The sequence below is a fragment of the Photorhabdus kleinii genome, assembly GCF_025384885.1.
GTDB lineage: Bacteria > Pseudomonadota > Gammaproteobacteria > Enterobacterales > Enterobacteriaceae > Photorhabdus > Photorhabdus kayaii.
On the sequence record NZ_JAJAFY010000002.1, the window covers coordinates 30151 to 49763 of the forward strand.

The 19613-nt window shown below is 42.0% G+C and carries 17 protein-coding genes and 1 pseudogene; 9 read left to right on the plus strand and 9 right to left on the minus strand.

Features of this window, described 5'->3' with window-relative positions:
- Positions 1-40: 40 nt before the first annotated feature.
- From LG003_RS01935 to LG003_RS01950, 4 genes are read right to left on the minus strand one after another with little or no spacing between them, the layout of a single operon-like run.
- Positions 41-1888 carry an ABC transporter ATP-binding protein gene (locus tag LG003_RS01935; protein WP_262980050.1) on the minus strand — a complete coding sequence of 616 codons (1848 nt, stop codon included), beginning with the start codon at positions 1886-1888 and terminating at the stop codon, positions 41-43.
- Positions 1788-3587, minus strand: coding sequence for an ABC transporter ATP-binding protein (locus tag LG003_RS01940; protein ID WP_262980051.1), 1800 nt, complete (start codon positions 3585-3587; stop codon positions 1788-1790). Before LG003_RS01940 ends, LG003_RS01935 begins: the two co-directional genes overlap by 101 nt.
- A complete protein-coding gene (locus tag LG003_RS01945) occupies positions 3580-4824 on the minus strand; it encodes an MFS transporter (protein ID WP_112879129.1) in 1245 nt (414 codons plus the stop codon). The genes LG003_RS01940 and LG003_RS01945 overlap by 8 nt, the downstream gene beginning before the upstream one ends.
- On the minus strand, positions 4821-6827 hold the full coding sequence (locus LG003_RS01950) for a TonB-dependent receptor (protein ID WP_262980052.1): 2007 nt from the start codon (positions 6825-6827) through the stop codon (positions 4821-4823). The genes LG003_RS01945 and LG003_RS01950 overlap by 4 nt, the downstream gene beginning before the upstream one ends.
- A 308-nt stretch (positions 6828-7135) precedes the next feature.
- Here LG003_RS01950 and LG003_RS01955 point away from each other — a divergent pair, with 308 nt between their 5' ends.
- Positions 7136-8113 carry a helix-turn-helix transcriptional regulator gene (locus LG003_RS01955; protein ID WP_112893771.1) on the plus strand — a complete coding sequence of 326 codons (978 nt, stop codon included), beginning with the start codon at positions 7136-7138 and terminating at the stop codon, positions 8111-8113.
- Between the two features lie 105 nt (positions 8114-8218).
- On the opposite strand, the gene LG003_RS01960 is transcribed toward LG003_RS01955, so the two are convergent.
- Positions 8219-10069, minus strand: a complete 1851-nt coding sequence (locus LG003_RS01960) for a polyurethane esterase (protein ID WP_262980053.1) — start codon at positions 10067-10069, stop codon at positions 8219-8221.
- 963 nt (positions 10070-11032) lie between these two features.
- Here LG003_RS01960 and bla point away from each other — a divergent pair.
- From bla to LG003_RS01975, 3 genes and pseudogenes are all read left to right on the plus strand, one after another.
- Positions 11033-11917, plus strand: coding sequence for a class A beta-lactamase (gene bla, locus LG003_RS01965; RefSeq protein WP_262980054.1), 885 nt, complete (start codon positions 11033-11035; stop codon positions 11915-11917).
- Between the two features lie 101 nt (positions 11918-12018).
- The gene (locus LG003_RS01970) at positions 12019-12273 is read left to right on the plus strand and encodes a type II toxin-antitoxin system Phd/YefM family antitoxin (protein WP_262980055.1); all 255 of its coding nucleotides are present in this window, start codon (positions 12019-12021) and stop codon (positions 12271-12273) included.
- 40 nt (positions 12274-12313) lie between these two features.
- Positions 12314-12553: pseudogene (locus LG003_RS01975) on the plus strand (PIN domain-containing protein); the annotation flags it as partial.
- 91 nt (positions 12554-12644) lie between these two features.
- On the opposite strand, the gene LG003_RS01980 reads toward LG003_RS01975, so the two are convergent.
- Positions 12645-12935, minus strand: a complete 291-nt coding sequence (locus LG003_RS01980) for a type II toxin-antitoxin system RelE/ParE family toxin (RefSeq protein ID WP_112875912.1) — start codon at positions 12933-12935, stop codon at positions 12645-12647.
- The gene (locus LG003_RS01985) at positions 12923-13195 is read right to left on the minus strand and encodes a CopG family ribbon-helix-helix protein (protein WP_074020760.1); all 273 of its coding nucleotides are present in this window, start codon (positions 13193-13195) and stop codon (positions 12923-12925) included. The genes LG003_RS01980 and LG003_RS01985 overlap by 13 nt, the downstream gene beginning before the upstream one ends.
- Before the next feature lie 731 nt (positions 13196-13926).
- Between LG003_RS01985 and LG003_RS01990 the strand changes: the two genes are divergently transcribed.
- Entirely contained in the window at positions 13927-14934 is a 1008-nt protein-coding gene (locus tag LG003_RS01990) for a tail fiber protein (protein WP_112875913.1), read from the plus strand.
- A gap of 162 nt (positions 14935-15096) precedes the next feature.
- On the opposite strand, the gene LG003_RS01995 is transcribed toward LG003_RS01990, so the two are convergent.
- Both LG003_RS01995 and LG003_RS02000 read right to left on the minus strand, forming a co-directional pair.
- The gene (locus LG003_RS01995) at positions 15097-15351 is read right to left on the minus strand and encodes an Arc family DNA-binding protein (RefSeq protein WP_112875914.1); all 255 of its coding nucleotides are present in this window, start codon (positions 15349-15351) and stop codon (positions 15097-15099) included.
- Positions 15344-15772 (minus strand): putative toxin-antitoxin system toxin component, PIN family, encoded by a 429-nt coding sequence (locus LG003_RS02000; RefSeq protein WP_112875915.1) that lies wholly within the window; start codon positions 15770-15772, stop codon positions 15344-15346. The genes LG003_RS01995 and LG003_RS02000 overlap by 8 nt, the downstream gene beginning before the upstream one ends.
- 754 nt (positions 15773-16526) lie before the next feature.
- Between LG003_RS02000 and tssB the strand changes: the two genes are divergently transcribed.
- The 4 genes from tssB to tssE are packed head-to-tail and all read left to right on the plus strand — an operon-like array spanning position 16527 to position 19612.
- Positions 16527-17078 carry a type VI secretion system contractile sheath small subunit gene (tssB, locus tag LG003_RS02005; RefSeq protein ID WP_112875916.1) on the plus strand — a complete coding sequence of 184 codons (552 nt, stop codon included), beginning with the start codon at positions 16527-16529 and terminating at the stop codon, positions 17076-17078.
- A 7-nt stretch (positions 17079-17085) separates the two neighbouring features.
- Positions 17086-18567, plus strand: coding sequence for a type VI secretion system contractile sheath large subunit (gene tssC / locus LG003_RS02010; RefSeq protein WP_112876093.1), 1482 nt, complete (start codon positions 17086-17088; stop codon positions 18565-18567).
- Positions 18568-18623: 56 nt separating this feature from the next.
- On the plus strand, positions 18624-19118 hold the full coding sequence (locus LG003_RS02015) for an Hcp family type VI secretion system effector (protein ID WP_112875917.1): 495 nt from the start codon (positions 18624-18626) through the stop codon (positions 19116-19118).
- Positions 19119-19168: 50 nt separating this feature from the next.
- A complete protein-coding gene (gene tssE / locus LG003_RS02020) occupies positions 19169-19612 on the plus strand; it encodes a type VI secretion system baseplate subunit TssE (protein ID WP_112875918.1) in 444 nt (147 codons plus the stop codon).
- Position 19613: the final 1 nt, after the last annotated feature.

The following is a 19613-nucleotide window of genomic DNA, read 5'->3' on the forward strand; positions in this document are numbered from 1 at the left end:
GAAGATATCCTATAAATAATGACGGTTATAAAACGGGGGGTTACACCTTATTTGGCTTATTTGGGTATAGATGCCAGTGCTCCTCTGAGCCAAGATGGTTTTCCCAAAGGGATTGATAAAGTGAACAACGTCCTAACAATTCGTCGTGAGTGCCACTATCACAAAGGGTTCCATGATCCATCACCAATATTTGGTCAGCGCGAGTTATCGTGCTCAACCGATGAGCGATAACAAAGACCGTTTTATTCTGGGTAAGAGAATCAAACGCCTGTTGTATCAACTGTTCATTTTCGGGATCGAGAGAAGCTGTTGCTTCGTCAAGGAATAAAACTGGAGATTGCTTTAAGATAGCCCGGGCAATAGCAAGGCGCTGACGCTCGCCACCAGACAGAGTACCGCCATCCACCCCTAGCGGTGTATCGTACCCTTGCGGTAATGCCATAATCGTATCGTGAATATTGGCAAGGCGAGCAGCCTGCTCCAGTTCTAACTGGGTTGCACCGGGATCACCCAACCGGAGATTGTTAGCGACGGTATCCTGAAATAGTGCGGTTTCCTGAAATACCATAGTAACGGTGTCATACAGTGCCTGGGTTTGGTAATGATGAATATCATTCCCACCCAGACGGATTTCTCCCTTATCCAGTTGATAGAAAGAGAGCAGCAGATAAGCCAGTGTGGATTTCCCACTGCCACTGGGTCCGACAATAGCGGTCATACTGCCTTGCGGCGCATAAAATGACACATTTTGGATAGCGGGTTGATTCGTACCTGGATAGCTAAATGAGATGTTATTCACTTCAACATCATATTTGTCTGGCGCGGCTAGTGGCCCGGAAGCTTGCGTTGCAACGGCTTCTATCTCTGCAATATGGGTTTCACCTACTTGCGTTAAGGCCGTAATATTGAGTAAGGGGATGATCCCACGTAGAGGGGTCATCGTGGCAAACAACAACAGAATCGTGATAAGTATTTCTGAGAGTGTTAATGCTTCTGGTGAATTAAAGCGCAGAGCGCCAGCCAGAATGCCAACGACCACGCTGGTATCAATGATGATGTAAAACAGGCTCAGTAGCGGAATACTTCTGAATACCCCGCGGCGGAATGCGACACGTAATTGGTCGATTTCGCGGTCAAAACGCTGTTCTACCGTCGTGGTCGCTGCCGCAGCACGAATAAAGGACATACCTTGGGCGTACTCAACGATAGCTTCGGATACATCAGCCATCATAGTGGCACGCAAGCGCAATATTTCATCCAGTTTTTTACGGATAGCCCCCAAGATGAACATCCCAACCATCAGCACTAATAATGCACTACCGGCAACCACCCAATCGAACCAGAATAAAGCCAGGTAGATGAGAGTCAGCATCATCACCTGACAAGCGATTTGCGGTGTGGTATAGGCTGACTGATTTTCCTGCCATTGCACATCTTCAGATAACGTCAACGCTATTTTTCCAGCACTCAATCCCCGAATAGTGGCGACAGACATACTGACAAGGTGTTGTAGCAGAGAGCGACGAATTTCTATGCCTAAACCATAGGCGGCAATGGTGAGTTTACATAATGCGCGAGCCATAAAAGTAAACCGCAGCAACAGTAAAATAACCAGTAATCCCAAAGTGATAAGCGGCAACATAGGATTGTCACTTTCCCCTAGATGGGTAATAGCCCAAGCAGCAATAGCAAGTTGAGCCATAATCGCAACGGTATCAAACTGTTTATATAACAATCCTTTAAACCAAACTCTTTGCAGTTTTGGTGATAGATGTTGCTGGAGACGATTAAATAGCCCCATGATAATTTGCTCCGGCCCCGGTTTTTTCTCCCCGCCAAGCAGCCCACTGTCTGGCGTATGCGCCTTGCTGTGCGACCAGTTCTTCATGGGTTCCTTGTTCGATAATCTGTCCTTTATCTAAAACCATTATTTGATCAAGATGACGGATAGTCGGTAGACGATGGGCAATGACAATCACTGTCTTATTGCGGCATAGAGCATTGAGCGCTTGTTGCATCTCTTTTTCACATTCTGGATCGGCATAGGCTGTAGCTTCGTCCAATACAAGAATCGGGACGTTTTTTAGAATAGCGGCGGCAACGGCAATACGCTGTTTTTCACCTACCGATAAACTCACGCCACCGTTCAGTACGGTGTCGTAGCCTTGCGGTAATTGCTGAATAAATTGATGTGCTTGCGCTGCGATAGCAGCCGTTTCAACTTCGGCCTGTGAGGCATTAGGACGGGCTAATCGTATGTTATTAGCCACCGTATCGTTGAACAGAAACACACGCTGGAAAACAAAAGAGACGTTATTGCGTAGTGTCGGTTCATCCATATTACGGATATCAACACCGCCAATAGTAACCTGACCATGCTGAGGGTCCCAAAGACGTGCGATAAGACTCGCTACAGTAGATTTACCCGAACCACTGGCACCGACTAAAGCTAATGAACTGCCCGCCGGTATAGAAAATGAAATGTTATTTAATGCATTCTCCTGCTTATCTTGGTAGGAGAAACTGACATTGTGCAGAGCGACGCTGTGATCGGCTGGTGTTTGGCTTTGGGTACAAGGTGCCAGTTCAGGTTGATTCATTAACCAACGATAGCGTGTGATCAATGCCTCTTGCTGTTGCAAACGTGTCATCACAGCAAACATAGATGAGGCAATATTGCCGAATGCCATTGCCGCCAAAATAAAGAAAGTGAATTCGAATAAAGTGATCTCTTGTCGGTTCAATAACCAGACCGCCAAAGGGAGGACAAACAACAGGTTAGCACTGGATAACACGAAAAACCGGCTGGATTTGACCTGTACTTTCTCAACCCAAACATCAATAATCCGAGTCAGGGCAGTAAACGCTTTCTCAGCGCGTTGCAACGCAACCTTGCCGCCTGAATAGGTTTTGACCACAGGAATCGCATTAATAACTTCACCCATTGTTGAAGCAATACGGTTTTGGGCTGCATAAAAACGCTGAGTTGTCGCTTGAACTTTTATCTGAATATAGACGAATAACAGGCAGGCACCCAAAGTTGGCGCGAAGGCTGCTAAGGCTAACCGCCAATCAATGGCTAACATGACACTCAATGCAATCAATGGACCGAATAAGGTAGCAGACATCTCTGGAATGATATGGGCAATACCATCTTCAAGCTGTTCGACGTCATCTAGCATCATCTTTTTTATTTCAGTGCTGTCGGTCAGCATGAAAAAACCCAAAGGGACAGACTTCAACTTACTGCTGATATTGCGGCGAACATCAGCTTGCACATCGGCAGCGATCAAATGAGCAAAAAACGTTGAACCACTAAAGGTCAACATAGCGGCAAATGTAAATCCCAATAACATAGCGCCATAATTCAATAGCGTGTCATATTGCCCGTCATAGATAGATTGGGTGATGAGCCCGGCAACCGCCGCCGGCAACATTTGCAGGCCGGCGGAAAGAATGGCAAGTGCAATAGCAACGTAACTCAACGTGCGGTATGGGCGCATCATATACCATAATTCTTTAATAACGCCGGCATCAGCCGCACGCTGCTCCGGCGAACTCTGAACAGAAGTATCATGATTACGCATTCACGCTCTCCTTGTGGAAATTATGGAATTTACGCAATGTCCAGAACAAGGCAATGAAGGTGAAGAGAAGTGCAAGAACGAAAAGGGCAGAATAGCCTGCTTTAGTAACAATCAATCCACCCAACACTGAACAGATAATTGCAATACCCATATCTGCGGATTGCATCAACGCAAAATCCACACCGGACTGAGCACCCGCAGCGAGCGACATCATCTGGGTATACAGCGCAACAAATTTGGCGGCGGTGATTAAGGTGATGAAAACATATGCGGCTGAAAGCAGGGATAACGGCGCTTCTGGTTGCCGGGCAAGCCAGAAGATACAGGCTAATACGATAGATTCAAGCAGCATGACAGACAGTAAAGTCTGGATAGCACCGAATTTACGTACAATGATACCACCAAGCAGAACACCAGATAATCCAGCTAATGCACCACCACTGGCGGCAATGATACCAAGTTGAGTTAAATCCACACCGCGATCGATCAAAAACGGCGAAAGCATACCAAGTGAAAGACGCGTACCGATCATACATAGCAATATCAAAACCAGTGCTTGTCTAACCGGCGCCCGACGGAGTGCATTTTTGAGAGAAGGGGCAACCGGGGCTTTTAAAACCGTTGGTGCTTTTTCTACCTGTGTTTCCCGTAAAAACAGGGCAGGCAGTGACATCAATAGAATCACTATGGCTAACACCCCGGCGCCAATGTGCCAACCATACAGTGAAACAAGGTATAGAAACAGACCGCTGCCGATGATAGAACCCAAATAACCGCCGCCAACTTGCATAACATTGCACCAAGGGCGATGTTTTGGCGATAACCGGTCAATAGCGTGGCCATCGGTGGTGGTATCCACCACGGTCAAACAAATGGTGATCAGAAACAGACCGACGATAATCAGCGGCATATGTTCGGCAGGTTTTGCCAGTGACATTGAACAAAAAAGCAAGGTAATTAACAGATTTCCGCAAATCATGATACGACGGGGGTTTGTATCCCCCGAACCAGATTTACGATAGCGCTCTATAACAGGCGCCCAAAGGAATTTGAATGCCCAAGGCAGCATCAGCAAGTAGAGCAAGCCGATTTTATCCGGGGTTACGCCGTGGCTACGCAAAAACGCTGGCATACTTTGTAACGTTAACATGCCGATAGTACTTTGGAGGGTGTAAACCCCCGCCAACGTCAACAATAGTAACGATATATGGCGGGGATGGGAGATATTGTGCGTCATAGCGAGACACTCACATCCAACCCAACATTCAAGCCCTTATTGATCATACTGAGCGTATTTGGCCCCACGGTGAAACTGGAGACACGATACTTTTTATCACCCAGATTTTCGCCATAGAGTTTTACATTAATCCCATGTGCCATTTCTAAACTTAATGAAGCGTCATAGAGGGTGTATCCTCCCTGTTCAAGGGTATTCGCTTCATTAAAGTAGCTTTTTGAATAGTAGCGGGCACCGGCATTTAAATAGAGGTTACCGGGTAACAACGTTTGATCAATCAAGTAGTCAAAACTTGCATTGAGCATGACATCTGGCGCATAAGGCAGACGTTTATCGTTATAACTTATGCCATTCTCTGTATCGGTTGCATCAATGAAGTTTGATTTGCCTACACTTCCCCCGAGAGAAAATTTCAGCCCTTTCATTGGTTTAATTTGGCTACTCAATTCAATGCCTTTGCTCTCTGCTTTACCCACATTGCGTATAAACTGTGCACCGATCGGACCAACATAAATTTGTTTATCTTTCGAACGAATGTAGTAAACAGCACTGTCTAACGTCACTGCGTTACCAAAGAACGAGGTATGCCAGCCAAACTCATAATTATCTGAGGTTTCGGTATCGTAGGGTTTTCTATCATTGGCGGAGTAGACAATGTTATTGAATCCACCGGGTTTATATCCTTTCGTAGCAGAGAGATAGAAACGGGTATCTGGCGTCAATTGCCAACCCAATGCGGCTTTAGGCGTAAATTCATTGCTGGAAACTTGGTTATCAAAAGCTTCGATTGCTGCCATGCCAGAACGGCCAGCATAGTCTATCTGCGATTTTTCATGGGACAAACGGCCACCCAAGGTCAGATCCCACTGAGAAGCAAAGGGCAATTTCACTTCACCAAACAGTGCCAGCGATTTTCCTTTTATTGTGTTAGCCGCATTGCCATAGTAACCGGGGTAACCACTGGTATGATGTTTATTCTTTTCATCTGAAAACCAACCACCGAGAACGCTGGTAATCCCATTTGAGAAATTGGAGTTCAAACGCAGCTCTTGCGTGGTGGCATGGTGTTTCTCTTTCCATTTACCACCAATGAAATCACGGTAAATATCGCGATCCTGATAAGAAGTCACACTGGTTAATACACTGTCGCCAAAATCATATTCAGCCTTGAATGCATAACTGTTAACCCAACGGGTTAAATCAGGGATAGGGCCATCATATTCTTTCCGACGAAATTGTTCGTCGTTTAAATAGACTTCTTCATGGGAATCGAGATCTTCATGAGCAAAGCTAAGTTCAGCACTGAACGAAGAATCTTCTGGTGCAAATGTCAGTTGCCCTCGTCCAAGCCAGGTTTTGCTGGAATCAATATTTTTATCGCCACGATTTGGTACATCAATTTGCCCAAGCTCTTTTACCCAACGCAGGCTGGTACTACCATAAAGGAGATCTTCAATAAGCGGTATTGATCCGCTGAAAGAACCACCTTGTTTCAGCTTGGAGTAATTACCAGAAAGATTAAGCCAAGGGCCTTCTTGCGGCGAACGAGTGATGATATTAATAACACCCGCTTGTGCATTTCCGCCATATAAAGTCCCTTGCGGACCGCGTAATAGTTCTACACGTTCCACGTTGATTAATTCTTGTGTTAGGAATTGGTGATCTTGAGGAACGCCATCGACATAAATTCGAACAGAAGGCGAATAGAAATCCGGTGAACTAATACCGCGAATGGTGGTTGCTGAATAGGTTCTATTACCTCGTGAGCGGATTTGTAAACCAGGAAAAGCGCGTTCAAGATCTTGTACTTGAGTGATACCGGCCTGTACAAGTTCTTCGCCTGTTTTAACCAGAACGCTACCATCCACTTTATTTAACGCTTCTTCCCGTTTATTGGCCGTCACAATCAAAGCATCTTCTGTCGCGCCAGACGAATGTTCTGCCCATACCATAGGCGAAATTAAACAACATAAAACAGACGCCTTAGCGTATTTTTTTCTCATATAAATAACTCGTTATGCACTGTTTAAATCATGTTTTACAAAAATTAGGTGTGGTAAAACAAAAAACATAACGGGAGACTATCGATAGTATTCCATCAGGGCTAACGGAATAGGGACAAAAGTAGCGCATTACGTACTATTGATAATGATTATCATTAATGATAAATTGCGTGATATTTACAATACAATATATACACACAGTATATATATACAGTAAAAATATAATGTCTATAATATGTAAAAACTATTATTTTAAGTACGGAAATAATTTTTAACTGGTGTCTGATGCTAATTTTATAGGGGATCTCATGAAGACAATCTATAGCAAAAAATTAGAAGTTTTCACGGCTGACCATTGCAATTGCGTGCATTCACATGCAGATAAAAAGAATACAAATACTCCCTTATTGATTGAGGAATTATCTGACGGCATTCACATAAATCGGCTATGCTTTGAACTCAACAAAGATGTCACAGAATATTGTGAAGGACCGCCAACGGTGTCAATCGCGTTTATTTTAAACGGGAGAGGAAAAATGGCGATTGAAAATGGTGATGAATTAGATATTCATCCGGGAATGATGATATTTTTCTATTCACCGAAAATGACGCGAGGCATGAACTTCTTTGGCTGCGGATCATGGCATATACTCGACATTCGTTTTTCATTGAACGAAATTGCAGCTCAGGAATTGCCACCTTTTACTCAATTAGCGGCAGGTTTTGAAAAGAACGCCAGTCACAGTGATGTATTGATGATGGCATGTCCTATCTACCCACCATTTATGCAAATAGTGAACCAAATAGAAGAGTGCCAATTAAGTGGCAATGTAAGAAAGGTTTATTTAAAGGCAAAAGCGTTAGAAATACTCGCTTGTGTGGCGTCTCAAGTTTATGATTGTCAATATAATATGGTCAGTGGGTTACAACGCCGAGCCGTTTATAATGCAATAAAAATAATTAACAGTGATTATCATTACCCTTGGACAATAAAATCATTATCAAGAGCGGTTGGTTTAAATGAACGGAAATTAAAAGAGGGATTTCGTGCTGTTGTTTTTCGCACTTTCCATCAATATCTGGAAAATGTCCGCATGACGACCGCAGAAGATTTATTGAAAAAAGGTATGAGTGTCATTGATGTTTCTACCGCAGTAGGTTACGCCAGTCCAAGCCATTTTTCTAAACGCTTCCGGCAACATTATTTGATCAATCCTAAAGCATGGCAGGCGAAATATGCCGTTGGTCACACTTTATTAACAGAAAATATCGTGGTCGGAAAATAAATGAAAATCTCTGTTTTGCCATGTTGACTATTCAGTTGATTCTAAAAAAAGATGGCCATTTTTACATGGCCACTTCATGAATAGGGGTATCGCATGATTTATATGTTATGCCAGTATTATGTTATCTACCGATAAGCTATCCATGCTGACGCCAACCAGAGTGACTGAGTTTTGCCCGAAGGTAAACACCAGATCATTGTCCACCATAGAAGCATGATCCAGATAATTACTTTTATCACTGCTGCCTTCGGTACCCAAGAACACCAGTTTATCCGTCTTGTTGTAACCATAGATGATGTCTTGTCCAAAATCACCGCTGAACAGGAAGGTATTGTTATTACCCTGACTTTTCAGAACATCATTACCTTCACCACCGACGAAGACATTATTGTTGCCGAAACCGATCAACGTATCATCGCCATCCAGACCGAACAACCAGCTACCGGAGGTTTTAGAAGTCAGAGTATCATTCCCATCGTTGCCTGTGACTGAATTGGCGTATTTCGTCAATCCATTGCTAGAATACAAACCCTCGGCTCTGACTTGAGAATCCACCTGTTTAGTCAGAAACAGCCAGGTACTTTCCTTACTTCTTATAGCCGAGATATCCGTAGCAATGGTAATGCCGCCTTGTGCATCACGCATATACAATGTACCTGCCTGGTCATAGGCTATTTCTGCATTTTTTAGTGACTTCTGTAAATCAAAGGTATTATGGCCTTTCCCGCCGGCAATAATGTTAAATCCGCCATCATCACGGAAGATATCATTGCCGTCGCGCCCTTCCAGATAATCGTTTCCTTTACCACCTTTAATTAGGTCGTTGCCGTCGGTACCGATAATAAAAGTACTACCAGTGTGTTTCTCAGCATTCCGGTTCAAATCCTGCACCCAAGTATTTTCACGGGTGACGTTGGAAAGATTACTGACAACAATAGTAGAGTCTCTATGAGTCAGATCGTAGAACGTTGACTCCATAATACGTTGCATGCCGCTCTGGTAAAATGGCGTCACATGCGAAACCCAAGTTGACGCATTAGCAATGGAGAAGGGCAACACATTCCACCAGTTTGATGCATAGTGATCGTTAAAATTAACAATATTATTTGTCGCAGAGTCCCTTGGTGTATCGTGAACTCCCGCGGATGATGAATCAATGCTAGTGCCGTTTAATACGCGGAATACGGGATCATTCTCGTATCCCACGTTCAGCACTTTGTTACCTTTCTCATACTGTGATGGCGAAGCGAAAGTGATATAGTTCGACTGGGAGTAAAATCCCCCCCATTTCGTATCGCTAGACTCCGCCATACTATTCACAGCTAACCCACCCAAACTATGGCCGCTGACCACAACGTCATTGCCCGTCAAACCGTGAGCTTTGGCATAATTGGCTACATGATCCAGCAGCCGGCCGAAAGCGTTTGGCGCGTAGTCATTCGAATAGTCTTTCTTACCTAACGCTACTAGCACATTATTCATAATGTCGCCAAATGTATCGGTAATAATTGACTCTCGAGGACCACTCGTACCGCGAAACGCAATGCCGATAGAAATCAAATTACCATCAGCATCATATTTTCCCATTACCTCTGCCTGAGCAGTGGAATGACTTGATTTTTCGCCGAAAAAAGTACCGCGGGCATCAGTTTTTCCCTGATAACCTAACTCATCAGCACTGATAGTAAACCATCCTGCGTCATTGAGTTTATCTTGTGCCTGTTTTTCTGCGTCCGGATTCCAAGGCAATTTAGGTGTGATGCCCTGCGATGTCGTGCTACCGAGAATTGCAGTCAACAACGTTAATGGCATCCCTAAACCAAAACCATAGTTGTAATACCCCTCGGCAAATCCGCTGCCCAGATTATGATAAGCATACCCGGCGATAGTTTTTGCGTCGGAAAATAACTCTTTGGAAGTAGTGTCATCAAAGTCTTTGTACTGAAAAACACCCATGATGCATATCCTTATTAAGTTAATATAAAGTTAAAAAAGTGTTCTAAAAATATTAACCAGCTAGGTAAGTATAGATTGATGGAGATAATTTAAAGAGTAATTATCTAAAAATTTATAAATTAGTGAGCCATCATGAAAATTTAATATTTTTACAAATTTAACATTGAAAAAATTAATTTTATATGCTAAGGGATCTCGCGGGTGAGAATAAACACATTGATATATTTATTATCATCGTTGATAGTTTTATAAGGTTACTAAATTGATGGGTAACTATATTACATGATTACATGACATGATAAAGAGAGATTGATTTTATTTAATATTCTTGAAAAATATAGATATGTGAATTCTGGTAGAAAGTTTTTATCGCTGATTCACTTAATTGATTAAAGAAAGATAATTAAAACTATTATTCCCTATAAATAATTTCAATATGATTTTTTTAATAGGAAATTCATAAAAACAATGTATTGATTTTTCATTTAACAATAAAATTCAAAATAAGATTATTATTTTAATAATTTAATTCATTAAATTACAATGATGAATTTGCATTTATATTTTTGATGATTACTATTTAAAACGAGTTTTCTTTGATAAAAGCTGAATTTTATATTCACACATCTCATTAAATAAAAATCATTTAAAATCAATAAAATATCGCCAAACACATAGAATAAAAATACCGCAAAAATAATATAACCTATTCACATAAGGTTATTGCGTTCAATTTATCACACAGGATGTAAAATGAACAAAAAATAACTAAAACAATTTTATAACCTTTTGATTATAATTACTACTTTATTAAATAAAGGATTATTTAACATTATATTTAAAATTAAAAGCAGCGCTTATTATGATTAAAATCACCATAATAAAATATTATTAAAATAGTGCGATATCCCTTTTTTCTCTCTATAATGCACTTTTTCTACCATCTATTTACGAGATACAAATATGAAACATTCTCCGTTTCGGCGTTCGTTGTTATTAGCCGGTATTACCATTCCATTGGTCAATTTTGCTTTTCCTGCCTGGGCTGGTGCCATTCCCTCATCCCTACATAAACAACTTGCCGAACTGGAAAACAGCACAAAAGGCCGCTTAGGCGTGGCGCTGATTAATACAGCGAACGGTCAGGAAATTCAGTACCGAGGGGATGAGCGTTTTCCTTTCTGTAGTACTTTCAAGCTGATACTTGTTGCAGCAGTATTGCACAAAAGCATGTCCCAATCAGAATTGTTAGCAAAACATATTCATTATCGTGAGTCCGACTTACTCTCTTATGCTCCCATTGCGCGCAAAAATATACACCAAGGTATGAGCGTCACACAATTATGTGCAGCAACAGTGCAATACAGCGACAACACCGCAGCAAACCTATTGATTAAAGAATTGGGTGGATTAGAGGCTGTGAATCGCTTTGTTCAAGGTATTGGTGATCCTGCATTTCGACTCGATCGCTGTGAACCCGATTTGAACAGTGCCATTCCCGGTGACCTCAGAGATACCACAACACCTGCCGCAATGGCGGCCAGCGTGAAGAAAATCGTGCTTGGAGAGGTGCTTGCAGCTCCACAACGTGAACAATTAATCGCCTGGCTTAAAGGAAATACCACCGGAGATGCCAGTATTCGCGCTGGTGTTCCAGCTGGTTGGGTAGTGGGTGATAAAACCGGTATGGGTGATTATGGCACCACTAATGATGTCGCGGTACTTTGGTCGCCAAAGGGGGTACCTGTAGTTCTGGCAGTTTACTTTACCCAACCTCAGCAAGATGCCGAATCACGCCGTGATGTACTTGCTTCGGCTACGCGGTTGGTGATGGCACATTTGACTTAATTTCTCTTGAAATGCTAAGAGGGTGAATGGCTAAAATTTGTACCCCTTAGCGTTATGTAGTAATGTGCCTACATAAATTAGCTGTCATATCGAGGTGTACCATGTCAATCACAACCTTATCAAGTCGGGAGCTTAATCAGGATGTCAGCAGGGCAAAGAAAGCGGCTAAAAACGGCCCTGTGTTCATCACAGATCGTGGCAAACCGGCTCATGTCCTGCTAACCATTGAGGAATATCAACGAATCACCAAGCAGCGTAGAAACATCGCTGATGCTTTAGCAATGCCCGGTGTTGAAGATATTGAATTCAATCCACCATGTGTCGCTATCAATAGCCGCCCAGCCAATTTCTCATGATGTTTGTTCTTGATACCAATGTTGTCTCCGAACCATAATCCAAGGCACATTATTGCGCTCATGGTTCAACCACCATGTAGTACCGGAATTTACTGGTCGGATCTTGCCGGTAGATACGGCTGTGGCACAGCGGTGTGCCCGGTTGCATGTTCCAGATCCACGCTCAGAGCGTGATGCCCTTATCGCCGCCGCCGCGCTGGTTCATGGTATGACTGTCGTCACACGAAATGTAATTGATTTTGAATTGACCGGTGTGCCAATACTAAATCCCTGGGTTTAAGGATGGTGAAATATTTAAATATGCATGCTGGGTAATGGGTGATAAAACCGGTAATGGTGATTATTTCTCATTAGCCGTCATTTGTCTGATTTTAATATCCGGCCTCTTTTTGATGTCGTACAGCAAAAATTGTTGCTGTTTCACCCTCAATCCGGTATAGGGCGACATAGCCACTACTTCCAAAATCAATAAGCCATTCTCGAAATGCCGGATCCATATCGTCAGCAGGGCGCCCTGCTTCAGGCTGACGTGCCAGCATTTTCACGCCAGCACGTATTGTTTTAATGGCTCGACGAGCAGTGTCTTTGTCTTTTTTAGCAAGAAAACCATAGAGCCGCTGTATATCAGCGAGAGCAGGCGGAGACCAAATCAAACGTGGCATTCAGGTAACTCCGCATCTTCTCCTGCTTCGAGCTTAGCTAACCAGTCGTCCGCTTCTTCAAGTGTCAGGTGTAGTCCATTCTCTTGATACGCTTCCCAGGCACGCAATGCATCCTGTTTGAAAGATTCACGTTTTTCTTCACGCTCTACATAGTCACGTATAGCTTCACGCATTATCCAATGAGCTGAACGATGCCGCACTTTTGCCAAATACTGGATCCGGCTTTTCAAGTTATCATCAAGTTTTACTGAGGTTGCCATTTTCTTCCACCTAAATATTAGAAGGTAATACCTTTTAATACTATATCATGAAATCTCCGCTTTACTACCAAGTAAAGAAAACCTTCGTTCTTCACTTGCTTGGTATGTTAGCTGAATTTGAACGTAATCTAACAAGGGAAAGGACTTAAAGTCGCAGGAGCTAGAGGGAGAAAAGGAGGAAGGCCAAAGGCGCTGTATATCACCGCCACCGCGCTGGTTCATAGTATATACCCGTTATCTTTCAAGTTGCCTCTTTGTTGGCTGCACTCACTCACCCCAGTCACATAGTTCGCTATGCTCCCGGGGATTCGCTCCCTTGCCGTCGCGATCCATCTTGAAATCCATAGGGTATATATTAACTAGAAAATAAACATGGATATTGATGTATTTATTGAAAATAAAATCAAAACATAATAATATTTATTCTAATCATTGTCATCTATTTTTATCCTGTTTTTATTTACATTATTTTATTCGGATAGAAAAATTTTCATATTTTAACTTTATTGTTTTATAGGTTTTATTTTCAGAGAAATAGACAGGTAATAATTCACGAAAATTAATCAGCTTACTCCCCATTTATATAAAAATAATTAACCATGTAAGTTATAAAAACAGTCCATTATTATTTTTTTGAACTAGACTATGATTGGCGCCAATAGATAGAGTTACCTATACGATAATCTAATATATTGATTACATAAGAAAACAATTTAATTAAAGAGGGGTATATGAGCCAAAAAAATGATTTTAAAGCTTTTTCCATTAGTAATAATGCTAATGTAGTGAGTCAAGAAAAATATGAAGAAAATCAGAGTTTGCAGGTAGGATTCCCACCAGAAAATATCTCTACACATGTATTAAATAAGGCGTTACGCCAATCATCAACAATAGCTTCTGTGGTAGCTAATTTTATCGCGACACAATCTGGCGATGATGTTTTGGATGATGGTGATCTAGCTAAACTCACTGCCCAATTAAACCAAGCGTTAAAACAGAAAGTTACAACAGAAATTCCCAGTGCCTCATTGACACAAAAAGGCGTTGTTCAACTGACCAATGAAATTGGCAATAATGACACATTAGCAGTGACACAAAAGCTAGTTCAGGAAATTATCAATTCATTGCGTGAAAATATTGATAGCAAAGTATCCAATAGCCGGAAAATAAATGGTAAAGCATTGACTGAGGATATTAATCTGAATGCAAGTGATGTAGGGGCTTATACTCGAACAGATGTATACACTCGCTCAGAAGTATATACACGAGCAGAAGTAGATAAACTGATTAAAACAGCCAGTGAAATTCCTGTTGGTGCTCCTATTCCTTGGCCGTTAACGCATCCACCTATCGGCTATTTCACTTGTAATGGCTCCGCTTTTAATAAATTACAGTACCCGAAGTTAGCAGAAGCTTATCCTGATGGCAGATTGCCTGATTTAAGAGGCGAATTCATTCGTGGTTGGGATGATGGGCGTGGTGTGGATGCTAAGCGTATAATTTTAACATCTCAAGAGGATGCCATTCAAAAAATTACGGGAACATTTACAACTATCAGAGCTGTTGTTATTAACACCGCAGGAGCATTTTCACTTGGGGATAGTACACATAGAGGTAATACACTTGAAGGGCTCGACTATGGAAGGGTGGTCAATTTCGATTCATCCCTTGTCGCACGCGCAGCAACAGAAACCCGCCCTCGAAATATCGCCTTTAACTACATCGTAAAGGCGGAATAATGATGACCTAAAAATATAAAAGCTCATCAGGTAAGATGGGCTTGCTTATTTTCCAACCATGCTCGAAATTTGGATTGAGCATCATCGCCATATTTGGAAAACCCCAGATGGACAAGAATACGGTTCCGATGCTCTGAAAAAGTAGCTTTCCAGTTCGGTATGTTATTGATGAACAAATTCATCATCAGAACGAGGCACTTCTCCACCTGTCCGGACCAAGATATCCCTGAATGCTTTCATATCAGCAGCTTTGGCACGGTCTGAAAAAAATCGCTCAGTTTCCAGAGCAGAAATTTTTTCCGCAACTGCGATAGCAATAAACTGGTTAACGCTGGTATGATCGCGCTTTGCCACTCTGGTGACTTCCTCTCTCAGGGATTTCGGTAATCGCAGTGGATAGGTTGATGTTTCACTCATTTCTCACTCTCCTAATAGCAATGGCTGGTGTCAGAACCTCAATATTGAACGTTCTAGGTACAGTACCATAGTCGCGTAAATTAAAGGTCACAATGGCATTAGCTCTGCCATTAACCGCTGCTTCCAATACCATTTCATCATTGGGATCACGGAGCATTGGTCGCCATAAATAATGCGTTTTGACCGGCTCAATCAATGCTGCAAGCCCACCAACGAAAACATGAGCCTGCTTCTGAGTTAGGCCCGCCGCAATCCAATGTATAGGCATAGTACACTTTGCCTCATACTCAAAAAATAGCGAGACACTGGCCAGTGACACAATCTTGTTATCTAAGGCTGCCCCTAACAGAGCAGCAGATGCACCACTTGGGCTACGCATGGCAGCTACGATGACATCAGTATCTAAAACGAATCTATTCATACTCTGAAATATATGTCACATCACATACGATGTCAAACTTTCAAAAAGCATAAGTAAAAAAACCTCGTTTTATTAACCATCTCATGCAATCCCTAAAAATCAATGAGTTTGATTAAAGTTAATGGTTAATATAAGTCGGATCGATATTTCATTAGCACCAAACATTAACTGACCTAAAAAGACACAAGAATAATAGCGTTAAGACTTTACCATCATTAAATATTAATAAAGCGCTGTTTTTCAGTCAGTGCTTTGATTCAATAAAAACTCGTAAAGTATTTTGTTTTTCTTCTAAAGCTCATCCAATCCAAATTAAATTCTAATTCCATCTATATTTCTATTTTTCTGATTCGTCAGATTCTGATTATTAAAAACGGCGATATAAAAAATAAGACAAGTATGAAAATGCATTTTGACCATAATGCACTTTATCGATTTTTCACCATAAATACAATTGGTTATAAAATAACATAAATTTTCAGGTATTATATTTCACTCTAAGACTATTGCATTAAATTAATATCCATGAGAATTTATTCCCCGCCGAAATACGGTGGGTTTTGAATATCATTAAATGCATCACAGCATATTTACTTGCTATAAATAGTGTTAATTGATCTCTTCATCTATTCCTCATCTTATTCGGTTATTTACTGTCTATCTCATAATGCTTACTGAAATAGACCATTAATCAGGTTTGGTGCGGTTTAACGTAAGTTTGCACTTCCTGTCATATATAAAGGTAAAAGGTGCCATGAATACTCAACGTAAGCTTGATAAAGTCAGACCGCCCCGAGTTCAGATTACTTATGATGTTGAATTAGGTGACGCGGTCGAGAAAAAAGAATTGCCTTTGGTTATTGGCGTTATTGGGCAATTTGCTGAGCAATCTATTCCCATGCGTGAACGTCGTTTCATGCATGTTGATAAAGATAATTTTAATGCAGTGATGGAAGGTTTATCACCTTCATTGGAATTACAGGTTGAAAGCGCGCTGCCGGGTCAGAGCGGATTTATTAATGTCGATTTGCAATTTAAATCAATGGCTGACTTTAACCCTGAGAATTTAGCGAAACAGATAGAACCGCTTCATCATTTGTTAGAGGTACGCAGCAAACTCAGTGATCTGAAAGGCCGTGCATTGAGCAATGAAAAATTGCGAGACCGTCTGACGGAAATTCTGGCTGAACATGTGGATAAATTACCGCCGGTAAATGAAGAAGCGGAAACCGCCGCCACAGAGAATACAGCAGATGACGTCACCCCGGAAAATAGCAATATCCCGGAAAATAACAATGCACAGTGAGGGCAGTATGGAACAGAGCGTTGTTGAACAACAAGAATTGAAAACGACAGAGACAAGTGGTGATTTTCTTGATCAGATTATTGATAACACGCAGGCCATTCGTCGGGAAGCCGATCGTGATCGGGTAAAAAGCCAGCTCGACCAGTTTCTGGCCGAAGTCACCTCCGGTTCACTGGTGGTTTCCGGCGATTTGGTAAATAGCATTGAGGAACGTATCGCAGCGATTGATGCGCTGATGTCCGCTCAACTGAGTCTGGTATTACATCACCCGCAATTTCAGCGTCTGGAATCTTCCTGGGTAGGGCTTAAAGGATTACTTGACCAAAGCGAAACGGATAATACTCAAATCCGCATGCTGAACGCGACGAAAACTGATTTGATTAAAGATTTTAAATCGGCATCGGATTTCGATCAGTCAATGCTGTTTAAAAATGTGTATGAATATGAATACGGTACCTTTGGTGGTGAACCTTATTCAGCGTTTGTCGGTGATTTTGACTTTGATAACAGCCCGGAAGATCTTTACTTACTGGAACAGATTTCTCATGTGGCAGCAGCAGCCCATGCGCCGTTTATCAGTTCAGTCAATGCGGGCATGTTGGGGCTGAATGATTTTGGTGAACTACCACGTCCGCGTGATTTATCCAAACTGCTTGAAACATCCGACTATCTGCGCTGGAAACGCTTCCGGGAATCTGATGACTCCCGTTATGTCGGCCTGACGTTGCCGCGAGTGATTGGCCGTTTGCCTTACGGTGCAAAAACCATCCCGGTTGAACAGTTCTGTTTCGAAGAGCAGGTAAGGGAAGGAGATAGCAGCAGTTATCTGTGGATTAATGCCGCTTATGCACTAGCCGGGCGTATGGTGGCCGCATTTGAGCAGTATGGTTGGTGTGCGGCGATCCGTGGTGTAGAAGGCGGAGGATTGGTCGAGGCATTGCCAGCGTATCATTATACCTCTGTGTCCGGTGAAAATGTGCTGCAATGCCCGACTGAGGTGGCTATCTCTGATCGCCGTGAAAAAGAGTTAGCAGAATTAGGGTTCATTCCTCTGGTTTATTATAAAGGTACTGACTATGCCGCATTTTTCTCGGTACAGTCACCGAATAAACCAAGGAAATATAATTCTGACCTGGCAAATGCTAACGCGAAATTATCAACCCAATTGCAATACATTATGACAACTTCTCGTTTTGCCCATTATCTGAAAATGATTGTACGTGACAAAGTGGGCAGTTTTATGTCCCGCGGCGAATGTCAATCTTATCTGCAAAACTGGATCAACCAATATATTGTTGGCTCTGATACCGTCGGCGCAGAAATTAAAGCGAGTCACCCATTACGGGAAGCAAGAGTTGATGTCGTTGAAGTCCCCGGCTCACCGGGAACATATCGGGCTGTGGCTTATTTAAGGCCGCATTTCCAATTAGAAGGATTAAGTATGTCTTTACGGTTGGTGGCTGATTTACCACCGTCATCGGCTGCCTGATTTTTCTATTTATTAATATTTATCCTATTTATTACAACTAACTGGAGTAGTTAATTATGAGTTCTTCAATTTTTTTACAAATTGATAGTATTGACGGTGAGAGTACCGACAGCAAACATAAAAAGTGGATTGAGCTGGAACATGTCAATTTTGGTGCATTTAACCATGCACGTATTGCAGACAGTGGTAAACGTAAAATTACCGTTGGCGCAGCGGATTTCCGCACCATTGATTGTGTGAAGGTGATGGATTCCAGCTCGATTAAATTACTGTCTGCCGTGGCGCAAGGTACCGCGATTAAGAAAGTGAAATTGGAAATCTGTACGATTTTCAAAGGGGAAATGCACCCTTACGCGGAAGTGGAAATGGACGAATGTGTCATCTCCGATGTTCATGAAACGTGTTCACGTGGTGGTGAATTCCCACAAGAACAGATTTCTATCACCTATTCCAAAATTAAATGGACATTTACGCCACTCAAAGAAGATGGCACTAAAGGAGATAAGGTGGGGCCGGAAGGTTGGGATCTTATCGAGAATAAAAAACAGTAACAATTACCATTTACTGCCGGTTGAAGGCCGGCAGTTTCTACCGGAAATATATGATGATTCAGCCTTCATTTCTCCATCGTCTGAAAGATGATTATCCACAAGATGAAAAACGGGGTGTCACACTGGTTTGGTCACGTCAGGAAGTTATACAAAGCCTAATCGCCGATTTGAGTATGCTATTTTCATCAAGACCGATTTCTGAAATTTTCCCTTTATTTGGTGAGTTATCGAAATCCGTTTTAAATTATGGCGTTTCTGATGTCATTAATGTGGATATTTCGGATGATGAGCGTATTGATGCACTGAGCAATAATATTTACCAAGCTATTTCCCGATTCGAGCCTCGTTTGCAAGATGTCGTTATTACATTACAGAAAAATACGCCGGAGAATATTACCTTCTGGGTGAAGGGAATTTTCTTCAACGAACAAGTGGTGTTTTCTATCTCATGGAACAGTACCGCATATACCTACTCAATTTCATGGGATAAATAAC

Bases quoted from the DNA above. Each gene is read 5' to 3' on its own strand.
- LG003_RS01980 (WP_112875912.1), bottom strand. From the start codon at position 12,935: ATGCCACGTTTGATTTGGTCTCCGCCTGCTCTCGCTGATATACAGCGG.
- tssE (WP_112875918.1), top strand. From the start codon at position 19,169: ATGATGATTCAGCCTTCATTTCTCCATCGTCTGAAAGATGATTATCCA.
- LG003_RS01970 (WP_262980055.1), top strand. From the start codon at position 12,019: ATGTCAATCACAACCTTATCAAGTCGGGAGCTTAATCAGGATGTCAGC.
- tssC (WP_112876093.1), top strand. From the start codon at position 17,086: ATGGAACAGAGCGTTGTTGAACAACAAGAATTGAAAACGACAGAGACA.
- LG003_RS01990 (WP_112875913.1), top strand. From the start codon at position 13,927: ATGAGCCAAAAAAATGATTTTAAAGCTTTTTCCATTAGTAATAATGCT.
- bla (WP_262980054.1), top strand. From the start codon at position 11,033: ATGAAACATTCTCCGTTTCGGCGTTCGTTGTTATTAGCCGGTATTACC.
- LG003_RS01950 (WP_262980052.1), bottom strand. From the start codon at position 6,827: ATGAGAAAAAAATACGCTAAGGCGTCTGTTTTATGTTGTTTAATTTCG.
- tssB (WP_112875916.1), top strand. From the start codon at position 16,527: ATGAATACTCAACGTAAGCTTGATAAAGTCAGACCGCCCCGAGTTCAG.
- LG003_RS02000 (WP_112875915.1), bottom strand. From the start codon at position 15,772: ATGAATAGATTCGTTTTAGATACTGATGTCATCGTAGCTGCCATGCGT.
- LG003_RS01945 (WP_112879129.1), bottom strand. From the start codon at position 4,824: ATGACGCACAATATCTCCCATCCCCGCCATATATCGTTACTATTGTTG.
- LG003_RS01985 (WP_074020760.1), bottom strand. From the start codon at position 13,195: ATGGCAACCTCAGTAAAACTTGATGATAACTTGAAAAGCCGGATCCAG.
- LG003_RS01960 (WP_262980053.1), bottom strand. From the start codon at position 10,069: ATGGGTGTTTTTCAGTACAAAGACTTTGATGACACTACTTCCAAAGAG.
- LG003_RS02015 (WP_112875917.1), top strand. From the start codon at position 18,624: ATGAGTTCTTCAATTTTTTTACAAATTGATAGTATTGACGGTGAGAGT.
- LG003_RS01935 (WP_262980050.1), bottom strand. From the start codon at position 1,888: ATGAAGAACTGGTCGCACAGCAAGGCGCATACGCCAGACAGTGGGCTG.
- LG003_RS01940 (WP_262980051.1), bottom strand. From the start codon at position 3,587: ATGCGTAATCATGATACTTCTGTTCAGAGTTCGCCGGAGCAGCGTGCG.
- LG003_RS01955 (WP_112893771.1), top strand. From the start codon at position 7,136: ATGAAGACAATCTATAGCAAAAAATTAGAAGTTTTCACGGCTGACCAT.
- LG003_RS01995 (WP_112875914.1), bottom strand. From the start codon at position 15,351: ATGAGTGAAACATCAACCTATCCACTGCGATTACCGAAATCCCTGAGA.